Annotated in this window: 16 protein-coding genes; 2 read left to right on the top strand and 14 right to left on the bottom strand. The window is 64.0% G+C overall.

Features of this window, described 5'->3' with window-relative positions; translation table 11 throughout:
• Positions 1–19: 19 nt before the first annotated feature.
• The 8 genes from dapB to G6N74_RS16020 all read right to left on the bottom strand — a co-directional run bounded on the left by dapB (position 20) and on the right by G6N74_RS16020 (position 8301).
• Complete coding sequence (dapB, locus tag G6N74_RS16055) at positions 20–832, bottom strand: 4-hydroxy-tetrahydrodipicolinate reductase (protein ID WP_165118959.1); 813 nt, start codon at positions 830–832, stop codon at positions 20–22.
• Positions 829–2691, bottom strand: coding sequence for an ABC transporter ATP-binding protein (locus G6N74_RS16050; RefSeq protein WP_165118958.1), 1863 nt, complete (start codon positions 2689–2691; stop codon positions 829–831). Before G6N74_RS16050 ends, dapB begins: the two co-directional genes overlap by 4 nt.
• A gap of 141 nt (positions 2692–2832) precedes the next feature.
• Positions 2833–3858 (bottom strand): glucokinase, encoded by a 1026-nt coding sequence (locus G6N74_RS16045; protein ID WP_165118957.1) that lies wholly within the window; start codon positions 3856–3858, stop codon positions 2833–2835.
• On the bottom strand, positions 3859–4266 hold the full coding sequence (locus tag G6N74_RS16040) for a methylglyoxal synthase (RefSeq protein ID WP_165118956.1): 408 nt from the start codon (positions 4264–4266) through the stop codon (positions 3859–3861). It lies immediately after the preceding gene.
• Positions 4267–4360: 94 nt separating this feature from the next.
• A complete protein-coding gene (gene mepA, locus G6N74_RS16035; protein ID WP_165118955.1) occupies positions 4361–5440 on the bottom strand; it encodes a penicillin-insensitive murein endopeptidase in 1080 nt (359 codons plus the stop codon).
• Positions 5441–5550: 110 nt separating this feature from the next.
• Positions 5551–6456, bottom strand: a complete 906-nt coding sequence (locus tag G6N74_RS16030; RefSeq protein ID WP_165118954.1) for an SDR family oxidoreductase — start codon at positions 6454–6456, stop codon at positions 5551–5553.
• On the bottom strand, positions 6453–7628 hold the full coding sequence (queG, locus tag G6N74_RS16025) for a tRNA epoxyqueuosine(34) reductase QueG (protein ID WP_165118953.1): 1176 nt from the start codon (positions 7626–7628) through the stop codon (positions 6453–6455). Before queG ends, G6N74_RS16030 begins: the two co-directional genes overlap by 4 nt.
• Positions 7609–8301 (bottom strand): glutathione S-transferase family protein, encoded by a 693-nt coding sequence (locus tag G6N74_RS16020; RefSeq protein ID WP_091911294.1) that lies wholly within the window; start codon positions 8299–8301, stop codon positions 7609–7611. Before G6N74_RS16020 ends, queG begins: the two co-directional genes overlap by 20 nt.
• 186 nt (positions 8302–8487) lie before the next feature.
• Here G6N74_RS16020 and G6N74_RS16015 point away from each other — a divergent pair, with 186 nt between their 5' ends.
• Complete coding sequence (locus G6N74_RS16015) at positions 8488–9294, top strand: undecaprenyl-diphosphate phosphatase (protein ID WP_165118952.1); 807 nt, start codon at positions 8488–8490, stop codon at positions 9292–9294.
• A 207-nt stretch (positions 9295–9501) separates the two neighbouring features.
• On the opposite strand, the gene G6N74_RS16010 is transcribed toward G6N74_RS16015, so the two are convergent.
• The 6 genes from G6N74_RS16010 to G6N74_RS15985 form a co-directional block, all read right to left on the bottom strand.
• A complete protein-coding gene (locus tag G6N74_RS16010) occupies positions 9502–10242 on the bottom strand; it encodes a DUF899 domain-containing protein (RefSeq protein WP_165118951.1) in 741 nt (246 codons plus the stop codon).
• A 143-nt stretch (positions 10243–10385) separates the two neighbouring features.
• Complete coding sequence (locus tag G6N74_RS16005; RefSeq protein WP_165118950.1) at positions 10386–10760, bottom strand: GFA family protein; 375 nt, start codon at positions 10758–10760, stop codon at positions 10386–10388.
• Positions 10761–10783: 23 nt separating this feature from the next.
• Positions 10784–11530 (bottom strand): adenylate/guanylate cyclase domain-containing protein, encoded by a 747-nt coding sequence (locus G6N74_RS16000; RefSeq protein ID WP_165118949.1) that lies wholly within the window; start codon positions 11528–11530, stop codon positions 10784–10786.
• A gap of 130 nt (positions 11531–11660) precedes the next feature.
• A complete protein-coding gene (locus G6N74_RS15995) occupies positions 11661–13409 on the bottom strand; it encodes a SulP family inorganic anion transporter (RefSeq protein ID WP_165118948.1) in 1749 nt (582 codons plus the stop codon).
• Positions 13410–13519: 110 nt separating this feature from the next.
• A complete protein-coding gene (locus tag G6N74_RS15990; RefSeq protein ID WP_091911282.1) occupies positions 13520–13795 on the bottom strand; it encodes a helix-turn-helix domain-containing protein in 276 nt (91 codons plus the stop codon).
• Between the two features lie 87 nt (positions 13796–13882).
• The gene (locus tag G6N74_RS15985) at positions 13883–14596 is read right to left on the bottom strand and encodes a phosphatase PAP2 family protein (RefSeq protein ID WP_165118947.1); all 714 of its coding nucleotides are present in this window, start codon (positions 14594–14596) and stop codon (positions 13883–13885) included.
• Between the two features lie 247 nt (positions 14597–14843).
• Here G6N74_RS15985 and G6N74_RS15980 point away from each other — a divergent pair, with 247 nt between their 5' ends.
• Positions 14844–16835 carry a PhoX family protein gene (locus tag G6N74_RS15980; protein ID WP_165118946.1) on the top strand — a complete coding sequence of 664 codons (1992 nt, stop codon included), beginning with the start codon at positions 14844–14846 and terminating at the stop codon, positions 16833–16835.
• The last annotated feature ends 154 nt before the right edge of the window (positions 16836–16989 follow it).

Raw genomic sequence — 16989 nt, 5'->3', positions numbered from 1 at the left:
TTGATGTGTGGACGCCGCTTTAGCTCAGGCCCAGCACATCGCGCATCGAATACAATCCGGGCTTCTTGCCGTGCGCCCAAAGTGCAGCCTTCACCGCGCCGCGCGCGAAAATGGAGCGGTCCTCTGCATTGTGGGAAAGCGTGATGCGCTCGCCGGTGCCGGCCAGGATGACCGAATGGTCGCCCACCACCGAGCCGCCGCGCAGCGTGGCAAAGCCGATGGAGCCGGCCTCGCGCGCGCCGGTATGGCCGTCGCGCACCCGCACGCTGTGTTCGGCAAGATCGATACCGCGTCCCTTGGCAGCCGCCTGGCCAAGCAGCAATGCCGTGCCCGACGGCGCGTCGACCTTGTGCCGGTGATGCATTTCCAGCACCTCGATGTCGAAATCGTCAGGCCCCAGTGCCTTGGCAGCCTGTTCGACCAGCACTGCCAGAAGATTGACGCCGAGGCTCATATTGCCGGACTTGACGATCGTCGCGTGGCGCGCGGCGGCTGCAATCGCCGCGTCGTCCTCAAGCGAACAGCCCGTCGTGCCGATGACATGGACGATGCGCGCCTGCGCGGCATAGCCGGAGAATTCGACGCTGGCGGCCGGCGTGCTGAAATCCAGCACGCCATCGGCCTTGGCGAAGGCCGTCAACGGGTCGTCGGTGATCGGCACGTTGATGATGCCGATGCCTGCAAGCTCGCCTGCGTCGCGGCCGATATGCGGCGAGCCGGCGCGCTCGATGGCTGCCGACACTTTCGCGCCCGGCACGGAATGGATGGTGCGGATCAGCGTCTGACCCATGCGTCCGGCTGCCCCGACGACGACGAGACCCATATCGCTCATGCGCTTTTCTTCCTTGCGACCTTCGCCGGCTTGGCTGGCTTTAGTGGCATTTCGACGGTTTTCGTGTCGTCGACCAGTCCCAGCCCCTTCTGGCTCTGAAGGCGGTGGAAGCGGGCGTAGACGCCATGCGGATTGGCCAGCAACGACTCGTGCGTGCCTTCCTCGACCAGCCGGCCATCCTCCAGCACGATGATGCGGTCGGCATTGACCACGGTCGACAGGCGATGGGCGATGACGATGGTGGTCTTGCCCCTCATCACCGTCGCCAGCGCTTCCTGCACGCGCGCTTCGGACTCGTTGTCGAGCGCTGAAGTCGCCTCGTCGAGAAGCAGGATCGGCGCATTGCGCACGATGGCGCGCGCGATCGAGATGCGCTGGCGCTGGCCGCCCGAAAGTGTCACGCCGTTCTCGCCCACCGGCGTGTCGTAGCCGTTGGGCTGCTGGCGGATGAAGCTGTCGGCCGCGGCCTGGTCGGCGGCGCGGTGGATTTCTTCGTCGGTCGCGTTCTCGCGGCCGTAGCGAATGTTGTCGGCAATCGTACCTTCGAACAGATAGGGCTGCTGCGAGACGAAGGCGATCGAATTGCGCAGCGACTGCTTGGTCACCTTGGCGATGTCCTGGCCGTCGATCGTGATGGCGCCGGAATCGAGATCGTAGAAACGCTCCAGCAGCGCCGTCAGCGTCGTCTTGCCGGCGCCCGAAGCGCCGACGATCGCCGTCGTCTTTCCGGCTTCCGCAACGAAGCTCACGCCGTGCAGCACCGGAATGTGTTCCGCATAGGAGAAGGCGACGTTTTCGAAGCGCACTTCACCCTTGGCCACCTTCAACGGGGTCGCATTCGGCGCATCGTCCTGCTGCGGCTCGAGATCGAGGATCTCGTAGATCATGCGCGCATTGACCAGCGAACGCTCGAGCCCGACCTGCAACCGCGCCAGGCGGCGCACCGGGTCATATGCGAGCATAAGTGCCGTGATGAATGACATGATCGCGCCCGGCAGTTCGCCGCCATGGGTGGCGCGGTAGCCGGCATAGGCAATCACGCCGGCAACCGCGATGCCTGCCAGCATTTCGGTGATCGGTGTCAGCCGCTCCGAAACCCTTGCGATCTTGTTCGACCGTTCTTCGGCGCGCTCGATCATCTCGCCCATGCGGCGGGAAAGCTGGTCTTCCATGGTGAAGGCCTTCACCACGGCGACGCCTTGCGTCGCCTCCTGCATCGAGCCGATCAATCGCGAATTGATCTCGACGGACTGGCGCGTCACGCGGCGCAGGCGGCGCATGAGATAGTTGACGGCATAGACCAGTGGCGGCCCGATAACGAAGGCTATCGCCGACAGAAACCAATCCTGCACGAACATCACCGTCACCAGCGCAACCAGCGACACGACATCGCGCGCCACGGCCGTCAAGGTCATCGACAGCAGGTCGCGTATGCCGCCGACATTCTGGTTGATCTGGGCGGCGAGGTGGCCCGAGCGCGTTTCGGTGAAGAAACTGACGCCGAGCTTCATCAGATGGTCGAACAGCCGGCGCTGATAGCGCGCCACCAGGTTGTTGCCGACCTTGGCGAGGATCACCGCCTGCGCATAGCCGGCAACCCCGCGTATGAAGAAGGCGCCGAAGATCGAGGCACTGAGCCACAGGATCAGGTCGCTGCGCTGGTGATAGAAGATATCGTTGATGACACTGCTGATGATCCACGCCGGATAGGCCGTGGTCAGCGCCACAGCGATCATGCAGAGTGCTGCGATCGCATACGACCAGACATATTCGCGGCCGTTCTCGGCCAGAACGCGCCGGATGACGGCGATGATCTCGCCGCTGTCGGCTTTCTTCTTCTTTTGGGTCTGAAGGCTCAAAGTCCGGTCTGCCCGTCCGTTTCAGCAATAGTGCGGCACGTGCTGCCGCGTTTCCGCGCCCCTAATAGCGCCATCATGCCGGCTTGCCTATGGCCGGAGTGCGAAACATTGCCGCTGTGGCTGCAATGCCGCGAAATGCCTCTACGCCTGCCAGCGCCGGCCCGCCGTCTCGACGCCGAAGCGCGACGGCGTGCGGGCAAAGGCTGCAAGCCCGTTCAGCGCCGCCAGCGGATGGGTGATGACATAGACCGGCATGTCGCGCATCAGGGCGCTGTGCGGCGCCTTGTCCTCGAATGCGGCGCGGAAATTTCCGGCCTTCAGCGCCGGCACGATCTTCTGGGCGATGCCGCCGGTGAGATAGACGCCGCCGCGGCTCATGAACACCAGCGCCAGGTCGCCGGCGGTGCGACCGAGGCATGTGACGAAGAATTCCAGCGCCTCGACGGCAATCGCGTCGGATTTGTCGAGCGCGGCGGCGGTGATCTCGGCAGGCGTCGAGAAGCGCGGCTCCTTGCCGTCGGCCTTGGCGACGGCGCGGTAGGCGTTCACCAGCCCGCGTCCACACAGGATCTGCTCGCCGGAGATGCGGCCTTCGATCGCTTCAAGATGCGGGAAGATTTCGCGGTCGCGCGCCGTGCGCGGGCCGATATCCATGTGCCCGCCTTCGCCGGGCACCGGTATCCATTTGTGGCTGGCATGGATCAGCCCGGCGACGCCAAGCCCGGTGCCGGGGCCAAGCACGACACGGCCGGCATTTTCCTCCGGCTCGCCGGGGCCGATCTTTTCCATATGCTCTTCGCCGAGCGCCACGACGGCCAGCGCCTGCGCCTCGAAATCGTTGAGCACGACCACGTCATGCAGGCCGAGTGTGTCGAACATCGCCTTTGGCCGCACCACCCACGGGCAGTTGGTAAGCCTGATCTCGTCGCCGTCGACCGGGCCGGCAACGGCAAGCACGGCCGAGCGCGGTCGCAGCGATGTGTGGTCGAGCACGGCCTGCTGTATCGCCTCGTCGATCGAGGCAAAGCTCGCGGTCTGCACGATCCGCGTTTCGCCGGGCTCGGAATTGGCATCGACGACGATGGCGAAACGGGCATTGGTGCCGCCGATGTCGCCGATCAGGATCGGAAACTGCAGGACGGCTTCGTCGTCGCTGGAAACAGGCATCTATCTGGCATCCCTGGTCTGCGACGGCTGCCCGCCGTTCTCGTTCAGCATTATCTCGGCAGTGGCGTGGTTCAGCGCCAGCGGAATGTCATAGACGATCGCCAGTCGCATCAGCGCTTTCACATCCACGTCATGCGGCATTGGCGTCAGCGGATCAACGAAGAAAATCACGCCGTCAATCCTGCCTTCGGCAATCAGCGCGCCGATCTGCTGGTCGCCGCCCAGTGGGCCGCTCTTCAGCCGCGTTATCTTGAGGTCCGGGCAGGCGTCCAGAACGCGCTGGCCGGTCGTGCCGGTGGCGACGATGTCGCAGCTTGCGAGGAAATCGGCATGCTCACGCGCGAAGGCGACCATGTCGTCCTTCTTCTCGTCATGCGCGATCAGTGCCAGGCGGTAGGGAGATGCCACAGAAAAGCCGATGGAATTAAACTAAATCGGTTGAAACCTATAGAGAAGGAAACGCGGCGAGGAAAGGGGCGGCAAGATCCGCCCCCGCCCATTCCTATCGGTTCTGGCTCGAGGGCTTGGCCACCGGCAAAGGCGGACGCTTGATCGGTGTCGGCGCAAAGGCGCTGGCCGGGACCGGAGGCGCGCCGACATCGACCGTATCCGTCTCGGGCGCCGCCGGTGCAGGTGCGGTGGCAACCGCCGAGCCCATCCCACCAACCGTAACGGCGGCTTCCGAAACCGGATTGGGAGCGCTCAGCACAGCCCTGCATGCCGCCGGCAGGCTCGCCATCGTCATCTTGTCGCGTGCCTTCGGCGCGTCCGGGTTCTTGTTGGGGCGCCACGGCTCCTCGGTGAACCACCATGCCAGCGACTTGTCGCAGCCGTCGCCGGCAGCCGTCGCCTCCTGCCGCTTGCAGCCGGGCGAGCCTGGCTGGCAGCCGATGCGGACATGGAAGTGATAGTCATGGCCCCAGAACGGCCGGATCTTGCGCAGCCATGTGCGGTCGCCCGTCACCGTGTCGCACAGCTTCTTCTTGATGCCCGGATTGACCAGGATGCGTTCGACTTCCGGATAGCTGGCGGCGCGTTGCAACAGCCGTGTATGGGCAGGCGTCCATAGCCTGTCCTTCACCAGATGTGTCTTCTCGTTGACCATGGAGACCGCGCTCATATTCTCGCGCTCGGTCGGCGAAAGGCGGCGGTCCGGCATCGGCGTGAACCAGATGTCGGCATCAAGTCCGATCTGGTGCGAGGCATGCCCCGTCAGCATCGGCCCGCCGCGCGGCTGCGAGATGTCGCCAATAAGCAGGCCCGGCCAGCCGTCGGCTGTCGCATCGCGCGAAAACTTCTCGATCAGGTTGATCATCGTCGGATGGCCCCAGCGACGGTTGCGCGAAAGCCGCATCGCCTGCCATGTTGGGCCGTCTGTGGCGATAGCCACGCCGCCGGCAAAACAGCCCTTGGAGTAGAAGCCGATCGATTGCGGGGCGGCCATTGCCGGCAGTTTCTCGCTGCCGAACAGGTTCTTCGCCAGCTCATCCGCGCTCGCGCCGCTCGGCTCGAGCCCGGAGAAAGCCAGTGCTGCAATGGCGATGCCGGTCAGCCTTGCGGCTGCCTGAAGGATGGATTTCATGCGCATTTCCCGGTCATGCCCCTCTACGACAAGGGTGAGACGCCCTGGTTACCGAAGCGTAAACGAGTGGCTCGATTTCGAATCATACCACGCTTCGCATCGGTCTTCGATCATCTGGGCTTCATCGGGCTGCGTGCCTCGCCGTCCTTCCAGTTCCGCGCTGCCCACATCGCATCGAATGCGGCGCGATAGTCCGGATAGCGGAAGCGGTAGCCCGCAGCCTTGATCGCCGCGTTGGAAACGCGCTTGTTCTCGCCATAGAAAGACCGTGCCATGGGCGAAAGTTGGGCGGTCTCGAAGGGAATTTCGGCCGGCGGCTCCACATTCATCAAACCGGCGGCATAGGTCACCACATCCTGTGGTGGAGCCGGCATGTCGTCGGTGACATTGAAGACGCCGCCGAGGTTTCGCTCCGCCAGATGCCAGACGGCACCGGCGATGTCCTCGCCATGAATGCGGTTGAACACCTGGTCCGGCTTGATCAGGCGCTTGGCCGTGCCGTTCTCCAGATTGACGAAGGCGTTGCGTCCCGGCCCGTAAATGCCGGAAAGGCGCAGGATCGCCACCGGCAGGCCGGTCTCGCGGCCAAGTTCCAGCCATTCCTGCTCGGCCTTCAGCCGCATCACCGAACGGCGCGAGACAGGCTTGCATTCACCTGTCTCATCCACCCACGCGCCGCCATGGTCGCCATAGACGCCGACGGTGGAGAGGTAGCCGATCCAGCGGAGGTTGGGCATGGCTTTGGTGATTACCTCCCGCGTCGCGTTCAGCACGGGATCGCCCGCTTCATCCGGCGCGATGGAGATCAGCAGATGTGTGGTTTCGGCAAGCTCTTTCGCGACCTCTTCGGTCAACGCGCCATCGAACGCAAAAGGCTCGATCCCGGCCTGCCGCAATGCGTGGAATTTTTCCGCCGAGCGCGTCGTGCCCGCGACGCTTGCGCCCTCAGGCTTGGCTCGACCGACCGCCTTGCCGGAATAGCCGGCGCCGAAGATGAATAGTTTTGTCACGGTCATGCATGTGTCCTGATTTCTGGGTGGTTGCCGGTGGCCATAAGCCACTCCCGGCGCACATCTGCATCGTCGTCCTGTCGGGCGCTGGTTGCCAGCGCGGAAAATGCCGTAGGCTCCATCAGCCGCGACAGCGCCCACACCGCAGCCCCGCGCACCAGCGGCGAGGCGTCGGCCGCCAAGCTCTCGCAGGCAGCGGCAAGCGACGCATCCCCCGAATTCCCCGCCGCGATCAGCACGTTGCGCAAGAAACGATCCCGGCCGATGCGCTTGACCGGCGAGCCGGAAAAGAAGTCGCGGAAGCCGGTATCGTCCATGGCCAGAAAATCGGCCAGTGCCGGCGCCCGCAGGTCGTCGCGTGCGACAAGCTTGGCCTCGGAGGCAGCGCGGGCGAATTTGTTCCACGGGCAGGCGGCGAGGCAATCGTCGCAGCCATAGATGCGGTTGCCGATCGCCGCGCGGAATTCCTGCGGGATCGGCCCCTTGTTCTCGATGGTGAGATAGGAGATGCAGCGCCGCGCATCGAGTCGGTAGGGCGCGGGGAAGGCGTCGGTCGGGCAGGCGTCGAGGCAGGCGCGGCAGGAGCCGCAATGGTCCTCCTCCGCCTTGTCGGGCGTCAGCTCTGCGGTGCAAAAGATCGTGCCGAGAAACAGCCACGAGCCGAATTCGCGGCTGACCAGATTGGTGTGCTTGCCCTGCCAGCCAATGCCGGCGCTTTGCGCCAGCGGCTTTTCCATCACCGGCGCGGTATCGACGAAAACCTTTACGTCGCCGCCGGCCCTGGCGACGATCTTGCCGGCGATCTCCTTCAGCCGGCCCTTCATCACGTCGTGATAGTCGCGGTTCTGGGCGTAGACCGAAATCGCGCCGCGATCGCGCTTTTCCTGCAAGGCGCGCGGGTCGCTTTCCGGCCCGTAATTCATCGCCAGAACGATGATCGAGCGCACCTCCGGCCACAGCGTGCTCGGGTCGGCGCGGCGTTGCAGCGTCTCCGATATCCAGGCCATCGAGCCATGAAAACCGTCGGCGACGAATTCGGCCAGCCGCATCGGCGCCTGCGGGATTGCGTCGGGCGTGGTCACGGCAACCGCGGCGAAGCCGGCGCGAGCCGCTTCGCGGTCGATCAGCTGCCGCAGGCGATCGGCCCGGACAGGTTGGCTAGAAATCGAGGTCCGCATAATGCGACACCGGCGAAAGGCCGCGCACCCGGTCGCCCAGCAGCGGGCGGAAGGACGGCCGCGATTTGACGCGCGTATACCAGTCGCGCGCCGCGTTGTGGTCGCGCCAGTCGACCTCGCCGAGATAGTCGAGCACGGAGATGGCGGCGGCTGCCGCAAGATCGGCATAGGTGATGCGCGGGCCGGCGAGCCAATGGCGGGTGCCGGCGAGCCAGTTGGTGTATTTCATGTGCTGGCGGATATTGGCGCGCGCGGCGCGGATCGCACCCGAATCGGGCGAGCCGCCGCCCATCTCGCTCGGCATCAAAGGCTTCAGCACGCGTTCGCGCACCAGATGGCGCGTCACTTCGCTGTCCATCTTGGCGAGATACCAGTCGACCAGCCGGCGGATTTCGGCCCGCTCCATCGGGTTTTCTGCAAACAGCCGCTTGTCGCGCTTCAGCACGCCGCGCGTCTCGTCGAGATATTCGGCGATCACGCCGGCGCCGACGATCGGCACGTCGCCTTCGGCCAGCAGCACCGGCAGCGTGCCGGCGGCGTTCAGCGCCAGGAACTCCTTGCGGCGCGTCCACGGCTTTTCCTCGATCAGCGCCAGCTCCTCGCCATACTCGCCGAAAGCCAGGCGAACGAAGCGACAGGAGGCGAACATGGAGTGATGGAAAAGCGTCAGCATGGTCCTGCGATGAAAAAGTGCGCTGGTCTTTATTTGGCCGCGCCGGTAGTTCTATCTCTGCCCGATTCACCGGGCGGTCAAGCGCCCCGACCTATAGGCATAGTTCCGCGCTGTGACAAGCAAGCGCCCATCATTCCAACGCTCCTCCTCAACTGCCCATTCTAATAAAAAGTCACCGAGAGACCCATGGAACACCAGACGATCGTCGAAGCCCTTTTGCTCGGCCTGCTCGAAGGGCTGACCGAATTCATCCCCGTCTCCTCCACCGGACACATCCTTTTGGCGGGGCATTTCCTCGGCTTCCAGTCGACGGGAAAGTCCTTCGAGGTGCTGATCCAGCTCGGCGCGATCCTGGCGATCCTGTCGGTCTATTTCGGCCGGCTATGGAAGATGGCGACCGATCTGCCTAGCGACCCAAGGACGCAGCGTTTCGTGCTCGGCATTCTCGTCGCCTTCCTGCCGGCGGCCGTCATCGGCGCGCTGGCGCATGATTTCATCAAGACGGTGCTGTTCGAATCGCCGCGGCTCATCTGCATCATGCTGATCATCGGCGGTTTTGTTCTTCTGGCCCTCGACCGGATGGCGCTGAAGCCGAAATATCACGACGTCATGGATTTCCCGCTGTCGCTGTGCCTGAAGATCGGCTTCTTCCAGTGTCTGGCGATGATCCCCGGCACCTCGCGCTCCGGTGCTACGATCGTTGGCGCATTGCTGATGGGCACCGACAAGCGCTCGGCGGCGGAATTTTCCTTCTTCCTCGCCATGCCGACCATGGCCGGAGCCTTTGCCTATGACCTCTACAAGAACCGCGACATTCTTTCTGCGGCCGACCTGCCGATCATTTCAGTTGGCTTTGTTGCCGCCTTCATCACGGCGGTCATCGTCGTGCGCTATCTGCTCAACTACGTCTCGCGCCACGGTTTTGCGCTGTTCGCCTGGTGGCGGCTGATCGTCGGCGCGGTCGGTTTGGCTGCGCTGATGGTCTGGGGGTGATCTGAACCGCCTTTATTCAAGCGGCTAGAAGACCCCTCTCCGTCGCGCTTCGCGCGCCACCTCTCCCCATTTTATGGGGCGAGGAACGCAAGTCCTGAAGCGTCTCGGCCTTGCAGAATCAAGGTTCCTCGCCCCCGCAAAGCGGGGGCGAGGTGGCTCGGCGAAGCCGAGACGGAGAGGGGGATCTTCCCTACGCTTGCCCCAATCTCACCCGCAGCACGACCCCGCCATCATCGCCTTCAGCTGCGGATCGTCCTCATATTCATCGTGGCGCTTGACCCAGTCCATGGTGCCCTTTTCGTTGCGGCCCTTGGGCATGATATCGAGGATCATGTAGGCGCCGATGCCTTCCTCGCCGCCGCGCGCATATTGCGAGAAGGTGCGGTAGATGTCGCCCTTCTCGTCCTTGTAGAAGGCGGTCATGCCGGGCAGCTCGTCCATTTCGAAATCGAGCGGGCGGAAATTGTAGATCGCCTTGCCGGCCTTGATGTCTTCCTTGTTGAACGACACGTCGAAATCGAAATTGAAGTCGCTGCCATTGGAAGACACCCACGGAAACTGCCAGCCCATGCGCTTCTTGTAGGCTTCGATCTTGGCCAGCGGTGCCCGCGCAACGGCCACCAGCGTCACGTCATGGTGCTGCAGATGCAGGTTGGCGCCGTCGAAATGGTCGCAGCCGAAGGAACAGCCGGTGCAGCCTTCCTCCCAGTCAGGCCCGAGCATGAAGTGGTATAGCGCCAGCTGGCTGCGGCCGTCGAACAGTTCGGAAAGCGTCTTCCTGCCGTCGGGCGTGTCGAAGACATACTCCTTCTCGACCTTGACCCACGGCAGTTCGAGCCGCTCGGCACGCAGCTTGTCGCGCATCCTGGTGTATTCCTTTTCCTTCACCAGATGCGCTGTCTGCGCTTTCATCCATTCCTGCTGCGATACGACTTTATGCGGTTCCATGGTCTTGCTCCTCATTGCCAGGAAATGCCGTTTCGATTTTCTCGACTGCCCGCTCGCCGATGTATTTAACCTATGAGTTAAGTATGGCGTGCGGCCCTGTTCTTGTCAACCCGCCGGCGAAGTCCGGCCATCAATGATGGATGTCAGTCGATGTCCTTGACCCAGCCATGCCGGGATTCGGAATGGACCGCCTGGGTCGGCGCCGGAAAATCCGGGTCGGCGAAGGATCCGACACCCACCGCAACAAACTCGGGCCGGCGCTGCGGTTCCCAGAACACGGTCGAACCGCAGTCGGGGCAGAAATGAAACGTCACGGGAAAGCCGCTGTCGGACGGGCGCGTATAGGATTTGTGCGGTCCCTCGATCCGAACAGCATCACGGCGAAAGAAGGCCGCGATGCCATAGGTGCTCCCGGTGCGCTTCTGGCAAGCCAGGCAATGGCACAGCGAGACCTTCGCCGGCTCGCCCGTGCAGACGATGCGGAGGTTTTCGCAGGAGCAGGTCGCTGTTCTTTCCATGAAAGCTCTCCGTGCAGCGCCGCTCAGCCGCCTGCGTTCAGAACATGGGCCAGCACAGGCAGCGCAATGCCTTTCAGCGTCAACGCCCGCGTTGCTGTGCCAGCCAGCAGGCCCGCGGCCTGCACTGCGGCCTCGGGGGAGACAAGAATCTCGCCGGCCGCCGCCTGGGCTTCGAGCCTCGCCGTCAGGTTGACGACGCCGCCGATGGCCGTGAAATCGCTGCGCAGCGTCGAGAATTCCCCGATCTCGACCTGACCGGTGTGAACGCCGACACCGATGCCCAGCGCGCCGGCTGAAGTCTCGCCGTGACGCGATGCCAGCGCGGAAAGTGCCGACGTGCAGCGCCGCTGTATGTCGATGGCCGCCGTCACCGCAGCGTCGGCGTGGCGCTCGGTCTTGATCGGAAAGTTGAAGATCGCCATCAGGCCGTCGCCCATCTGCTTGTTGACGATGCCGTCATGCGCCCAGATGGCTTGGGCGCATTGATCCTGGAAGACGCTGACGATTTCGCCCAGCACGACAGGGTCCATACGCTCCGACAGGTCGGTGTAGCCGCGTATGTCGGCAAACAGGATGGTGGCCGGCACCGAGATCTGCCGCTGTTTCTTGACATAGCGGAACGAGCGCTCGCAGATCGTGCAGATGTTCGGGTTCATCTTGCTCTGCGTGATGCCGCAGATGCGGAACGGAAGCGCCAGCGGACCCCTGATAGGGATCGGCATATGCATCTGATCCCAGCAGCCCCGGCAAATCCGCGCGGTCGATCCCATCTGAAGCTACATTCCCGGCCGGCATCCATCCGTCAGCCGCCTCGCCGAAGCCAGATTGTCGCTTTCGGCGGGTTTTGGCAACTCGAAGTCGAGCCTAGCCGAGGACAGAATTCAGCACGGGCGATTCCGCTCAATGCAGCGGGACATCCTCGGGCATGTCGCGTTCCGCCCTGATCTGCGCCAGCGCGCTGGCGATCGTCGCCTTGTAGCGGACATGCGGCGGCTTCACGCCATGCGCCATCAGGGTGCGCCGGGTCTGCCGGTTGGCGCCGGTGATGAAAAAGCGCACGCCGGCGCGATTTGCCTTGCGCACCGCGCCTTCGATGACATTGGCCGCCGTCGAATCGAGGAACGGCACCGCCGCGCAGTCGAGCACGAAGCTGTTGCGCTGGTCGGCGATGCGGTCGAGCACGGTCCCGACGGTCGAGGCCGCACCGAAGAAGAACGCGCCGGAGATGCGGTAGACCACCGTGTCCGGGTCGCTGGCAGAGGCCGCGTCATAGGCATTGCGGCCGCCATTGGTGGCATCGGCAACATCGTCGACGGCCAGCGGCGCGTGCGCTTCCACCGCGATCGCCTTGGACATGCGGTTGATGAACAATACCGAGCCGAGCGCGAAGCCGACGACGATTCCGGTCGTCAGGTCGCGGAAGATAACCAGGCCGAATGTCGCCAGAAGCACCAGCGCATCGCCGGGTGAGGAGCGCAGCAGGGCGGCGAAGGCGGGCTTCTCCACCATGTTCCAGGCGACGACGGCCAGCAGTCCGGCAAGGGCGGCAAGCGGGATATAGGCGGCCAATGGCGCAGCCACGAGCATGAAGAGCAGCTGGAACACCGCGTGCAGAAGTCCCGACACCGGCCCATGCGCGCCGGACCGGACATTGGTTGCCGTGCGCGCGATCGTTCCGGTCACGCAGATGCCGCCGAAAAGCGCCGAGCCGATATTGGCGAAGCCCTGCGCCACCAGTTCGCAGTTGGAACGGTGCCGGCGCCCGGTCATGCCGTCTGCGACGACAGCCGAAAGCAGCGATTCGATCGCGCCGAGCAGCGCGAAGGCGATCGCATCGGGCAGCACGGCGTAGGCCTTGTCGAGGCTGAACATCGGCAACGCCGGCTCCGGCAGCATGCGCGGAATGCCGCCGAAACGCGTGCCGATCGTCTCGACCGGCAGGTTGAGCACGACGGCCGCCAGCGACGCGACCGCGATGGCGATCAGGAAACCGGGCCAGGACGGCCGCCAGCGCTTCAGGGCAATAATGATGGCGATCGTCAGTACGGCGACGGCAAGTGCTGAGCCATTCGTCGTGCTTGCGGCCTCGCCAAGCGCGATCAGCCGGGGCACCAGTTCGCCGGGCTCCTTGCCGGCAAGCGTCAGGCCGAACAGATCGTGCAACTGGCTGGAAAAGATGATGACGGCGATGCCGGCGGTGAAGCCGACGGTCACCGGGTAGGGGATGAATTTTATGTAAGTGCCGAGCCTCAGATAGCCGGTGGCGATGAGGAAGACGCCCGACATCAGCGTGGCGAGGATCAGCCCGTCTATGCCGTGACGGTCGGCGGTCGCGGCCACCAGCACGATGAAGGCACCCGCCGGGCCGCCGATCTGGAACCGGCTGCCGCCAAGCAGCGAAACGATGAAGCCGCCGACGATTGCCGTGAACAGCCCGCGTTCCGGCCCGACGCCCGAGGCAATCGCGATCGCCATCGACAGCGGCAATGCGACGATCGCGACGGTCAGCCCGGCAATCACGTCGGCCTTGAATTGCGGGAGATGATAGCCTTCGCGAAAGACCGTGATCAGCTTCGGCGTAAACAGTTCCGCGAAGCTGGGCTCTGCTTTCTGGGATGCCTGATGCCGTGATTGACGAAGCGTATCCATGAACTGCCTTCCGCATATGAAGGCGGCGGGATCGTCGGCTGGATCAGCGGTGCCGGCAGGCCGGTCACTCTCGCATCATGTCGGCGGTCGCCGTCGCGACTCTTTGCGGATCAGCCGTTGGAACCATTTCGGTCGGGCGCCGGCTGCCTGAGGCGCACGCCCCTGCCGCTGCCTTCGCTCGGCTGGTTTTCCCCGATCAGTTCGACGCCCGATTTCTCAAGTGCCTGAATGACCTTGACCAGCGTGTCGACCACGCCCCGCACCACGCCGTCACTCGCTTCCATGCGCTGTATGGTCGGAAGCGAAACGCCGGCGCGTTCGGCGAGCGTCTTCTGGTCTATCCCGGCCAGCGCCCGGGCGGCGCGCATTTGCGCAGCTGTGATCACTGGTCAGAACTCCCGTCTGAGTCCGCAATATGAATGTATGGTACAGTTATCATGATGTTTCAAGCATGAATACGAGGTGTAAATCCATCAAGCAGGTCCCGATGCCGCGTCTTCCGGAGTGCCTTGCCGCAGGAACCAGCGCCCGACCAGCCAGCACAGCATCGCCCAGGCCGACCCGGCGCACCAGCCGGCCAGCACATCCGAAGGCCAGTGAACACCGAGATAGATGCGGCTGAGCCCCACCAGGAAAGTCAGCAGGACGGCGACGAACAGCACATAGATCTTGGTCGCGCGCCCGGTCATCCGCCGCGCCAGCAGCGTGCCCAGCGTCAGGAAGGTCACCGCCGACATCATCGCATGGCTGCTCGGAAAGCTCAGCGTGTGCACATTGACCAGATGCGACACCAGTTCCGGGCGCGGGCGGTCGATGCCAAGCTTCAGCAGGCCGTTCAGCGCCTGGCCGCCGGTGATCGCAACGAAGACGAACAATGCCGTCGCAATGCGGCGCGTGATCAGGAGGTAGATGATCGTGACGGTGACGATGGCCACGAGAATGGCCCCGCCGCCGAGGCTGGTGATGTCGCGCATCACGTCCTCCATCCAGAACGGCCCGATCGGCGTACTTGGGTCGCCCGGCGTGCGGAAGGCCAGGAGGATCTGCGTGTCGAAGCCGTGAGGGGCCGCGTCGCGCGCTACTTCCATCAGCTCGACGAAGCCCCATAGCCCGCCGGCGATGATGATCGCCGCAAGCAGCACGGTGAACTCCACCTTGCCGCGCAGATTTGCCAGAAATGTCGGCATGAAAACCCCAGGCTGTTTCGTCGGCACAATAGATGCGGTGCCTTCAATAGGCGGGCAAGCCGGCCGGCGCAAATGCCGCGAATTTTTTCATGCCCGGTTTTCGGAAATTCCGATGGTCCGTCAAGCAGATGAGGCCGTGCGCATTGTTATTTGAACCTGCGGCGCGATAGCGTCATCTTCCTGTTACGCAGCCGCTTTAGCCGTCGGTTTCATCCCCAAGCCACCGATCAAGCCAGAGGACACGCTGATGAACGATCATTTTCCCCCGGAAGCCGTTTTCCGCACCAGCCAGCTCGAGGAGAATGACGGCCCCGGCCACAATCCGACGGAAAACCCGACCATGGGCGAAATCATCGCCTCGCGCTTCTCGCGCCGCGGTTTCCTGAAAGGTTCGCTCGCCGTTTCGGCCATCGCCGCCACCGTCAGCCCGCTGGCGCTGATCACCGCCGACAACGCGCGCGCAGCAAGCGGCTCCGCCTTCAACTTCGACGAGATCGAGGCCGGCATCGACGAAAAGCATCACGTTGCCGCCGGCTACGACGCCGATGTGCTGCTGCGCTGGGGCGATCCGCTGTTTGCCGATGCGCCGGAATTCGACCCGAACAACCAGTCGGCCGAAGCCCAGGCGAAACAGTTCGGCTACAACAACGACTATGTCGGCTTCATCCCGCTCGAAGGCTCGTCCGAGCATGGCCTGCTCGTGGTCAACCACGAATACACCAACGAGCATCTGATGTTCCCCGGCATCGTCACTGTGGCCGAAGGCAAGATCAAGGTCAGTGATGCCGACCAGAAGCGCGTCGACATCGAAATGGCGGCCCATGGCGGCACCATCGTCGAGATCAAAAAGGAAGGCGGCAAGTGGCAGGTCGTGCGTGACGGCAAGCTCAACCGCCGCATCACCTCCACCACCGAAATGCAGCTTTCCGGCCCGGTCGCCGGCCACGATCGCGTCAAGACCAATGCCGACGCTGCCGGCACCAAGGTCTTCGGCACCTTCAACAACTGCGCCGGCGGTGTGACGCCCTGGGGCACCTATGTCATGGCCGAGGAGAACATCCACGGCTATTTCGCCGGCGAACTGCCTGCCGACCACAAGGAAGCCGCCAACTACAAGCGCATGGGCATTCCCGAAGGCACCTATCAGTGGGCCAGTTTCTACGACCGCTTCGACGTCGCCAAGGAGCCGAACGAAGCCAATCGCTTCGGCTGGATCGTCGAGGTAGACGTCAACGACCCGAACTCGGTGCCGAAGAAGCGCACCGCCATGGGCCGCTTCAAGCATGAGGGTGCCGAATCGATCGTCGCCAAAGACGGCCAGGTCGTCTTCTATCTCGGCGACGACGAGCGCTTCGACTACGTCTACAAATTCGTCACCGCCGGCAAGTTCAACCCGGACGATCGCGCTGCCAATCTCGACCTGCTCGACGAAGGCACGCTTTACGTGGCCAAGTTCGCCGATGACGGTTCGTTCGAATGGCTGCCGGTCGTGTTCGGCCAGGGCCCGCTGACCGCCGAGAACGGCTTTGCCAGCCAGGCCGACGTGCTGATCGAAACCCGCCGCGCCGGCGACCTGCTCGGCGCGACCAAGATGGACCGGCCGGAAGACATTCAGCCCAATGCCGTCAACGGCAAGGTCTATGTCATGCTGACCAACAACACCAAGCGCAAGGCCGATCAGGTCGACGCCGCCAACCCGCGCGCCGAAAACGCCTTCGGCCATCTCATCGAACTGGTGGAAGAGGGCGGCGATTTCGCTGCGACCAAGGGCAAGTGGGAAGTGCTGCTGAAATGCGGCGATCCTTCGGTTGCCGAGGTCGGCGCATCCTTCTCGACCGCCACGACGGCTAATGGCTGGTTCGGCATGCCCGACAACTGCGCCGTCGATGCCGATGGCCGCCTCTGGGTCGCCACCGACGGCAATTCGCCCAAGGCCACCGGCCGCACCGACGGCATCTGGGCGGTCGATACCGAGGGCGAGGCGAGGGCGACCTCAAAGCTGTTCTTCCGCGTGCCGGTGGGTGCCGAAATGTGCGGCCCGCTGCTCGCCCCCGACATGCAGTCGATGTTCGTCGCCGTCCAGCATCCGGGCGATGGCGGCGAGGACTGGGAAGGCTTCGGCCGCCCCTCTTACTACGAGGACCTGTCGACCCGCTGGCCCGACTTCAAGGACGACATGCCGGTACGCCCGGCCGTCGTCGCCATCACCAGGCAGGGCGGCGGCAAGATCGCGGTTTGATCTAGTCGACCAAGGCCTAGCTGCCCCTCATCCGCCTGCCGGCACCTTCTCCCCGTATAGTGACGGGGAGAAGGATGAAACTCCAACGCTGACGCCTCCCTCTCCCGTTCTTTACGGGGGTCCGAAGGACGGGCGAGACCCGTGGCTCGCCCCG

The organism is Mesorhizobium zhangyense, assembly GCF_011045115.1.
GTDB lineage: Bacteria > Pseudomonadota > Alphaproteobacteria > Rhizobiales > Rhizobiaceae > Mesorhizobium_M > Mesorhizobium_M zhangyense.
This window is presented reverse-complemented; position numbering and strand designations above follow the sequence as displayed.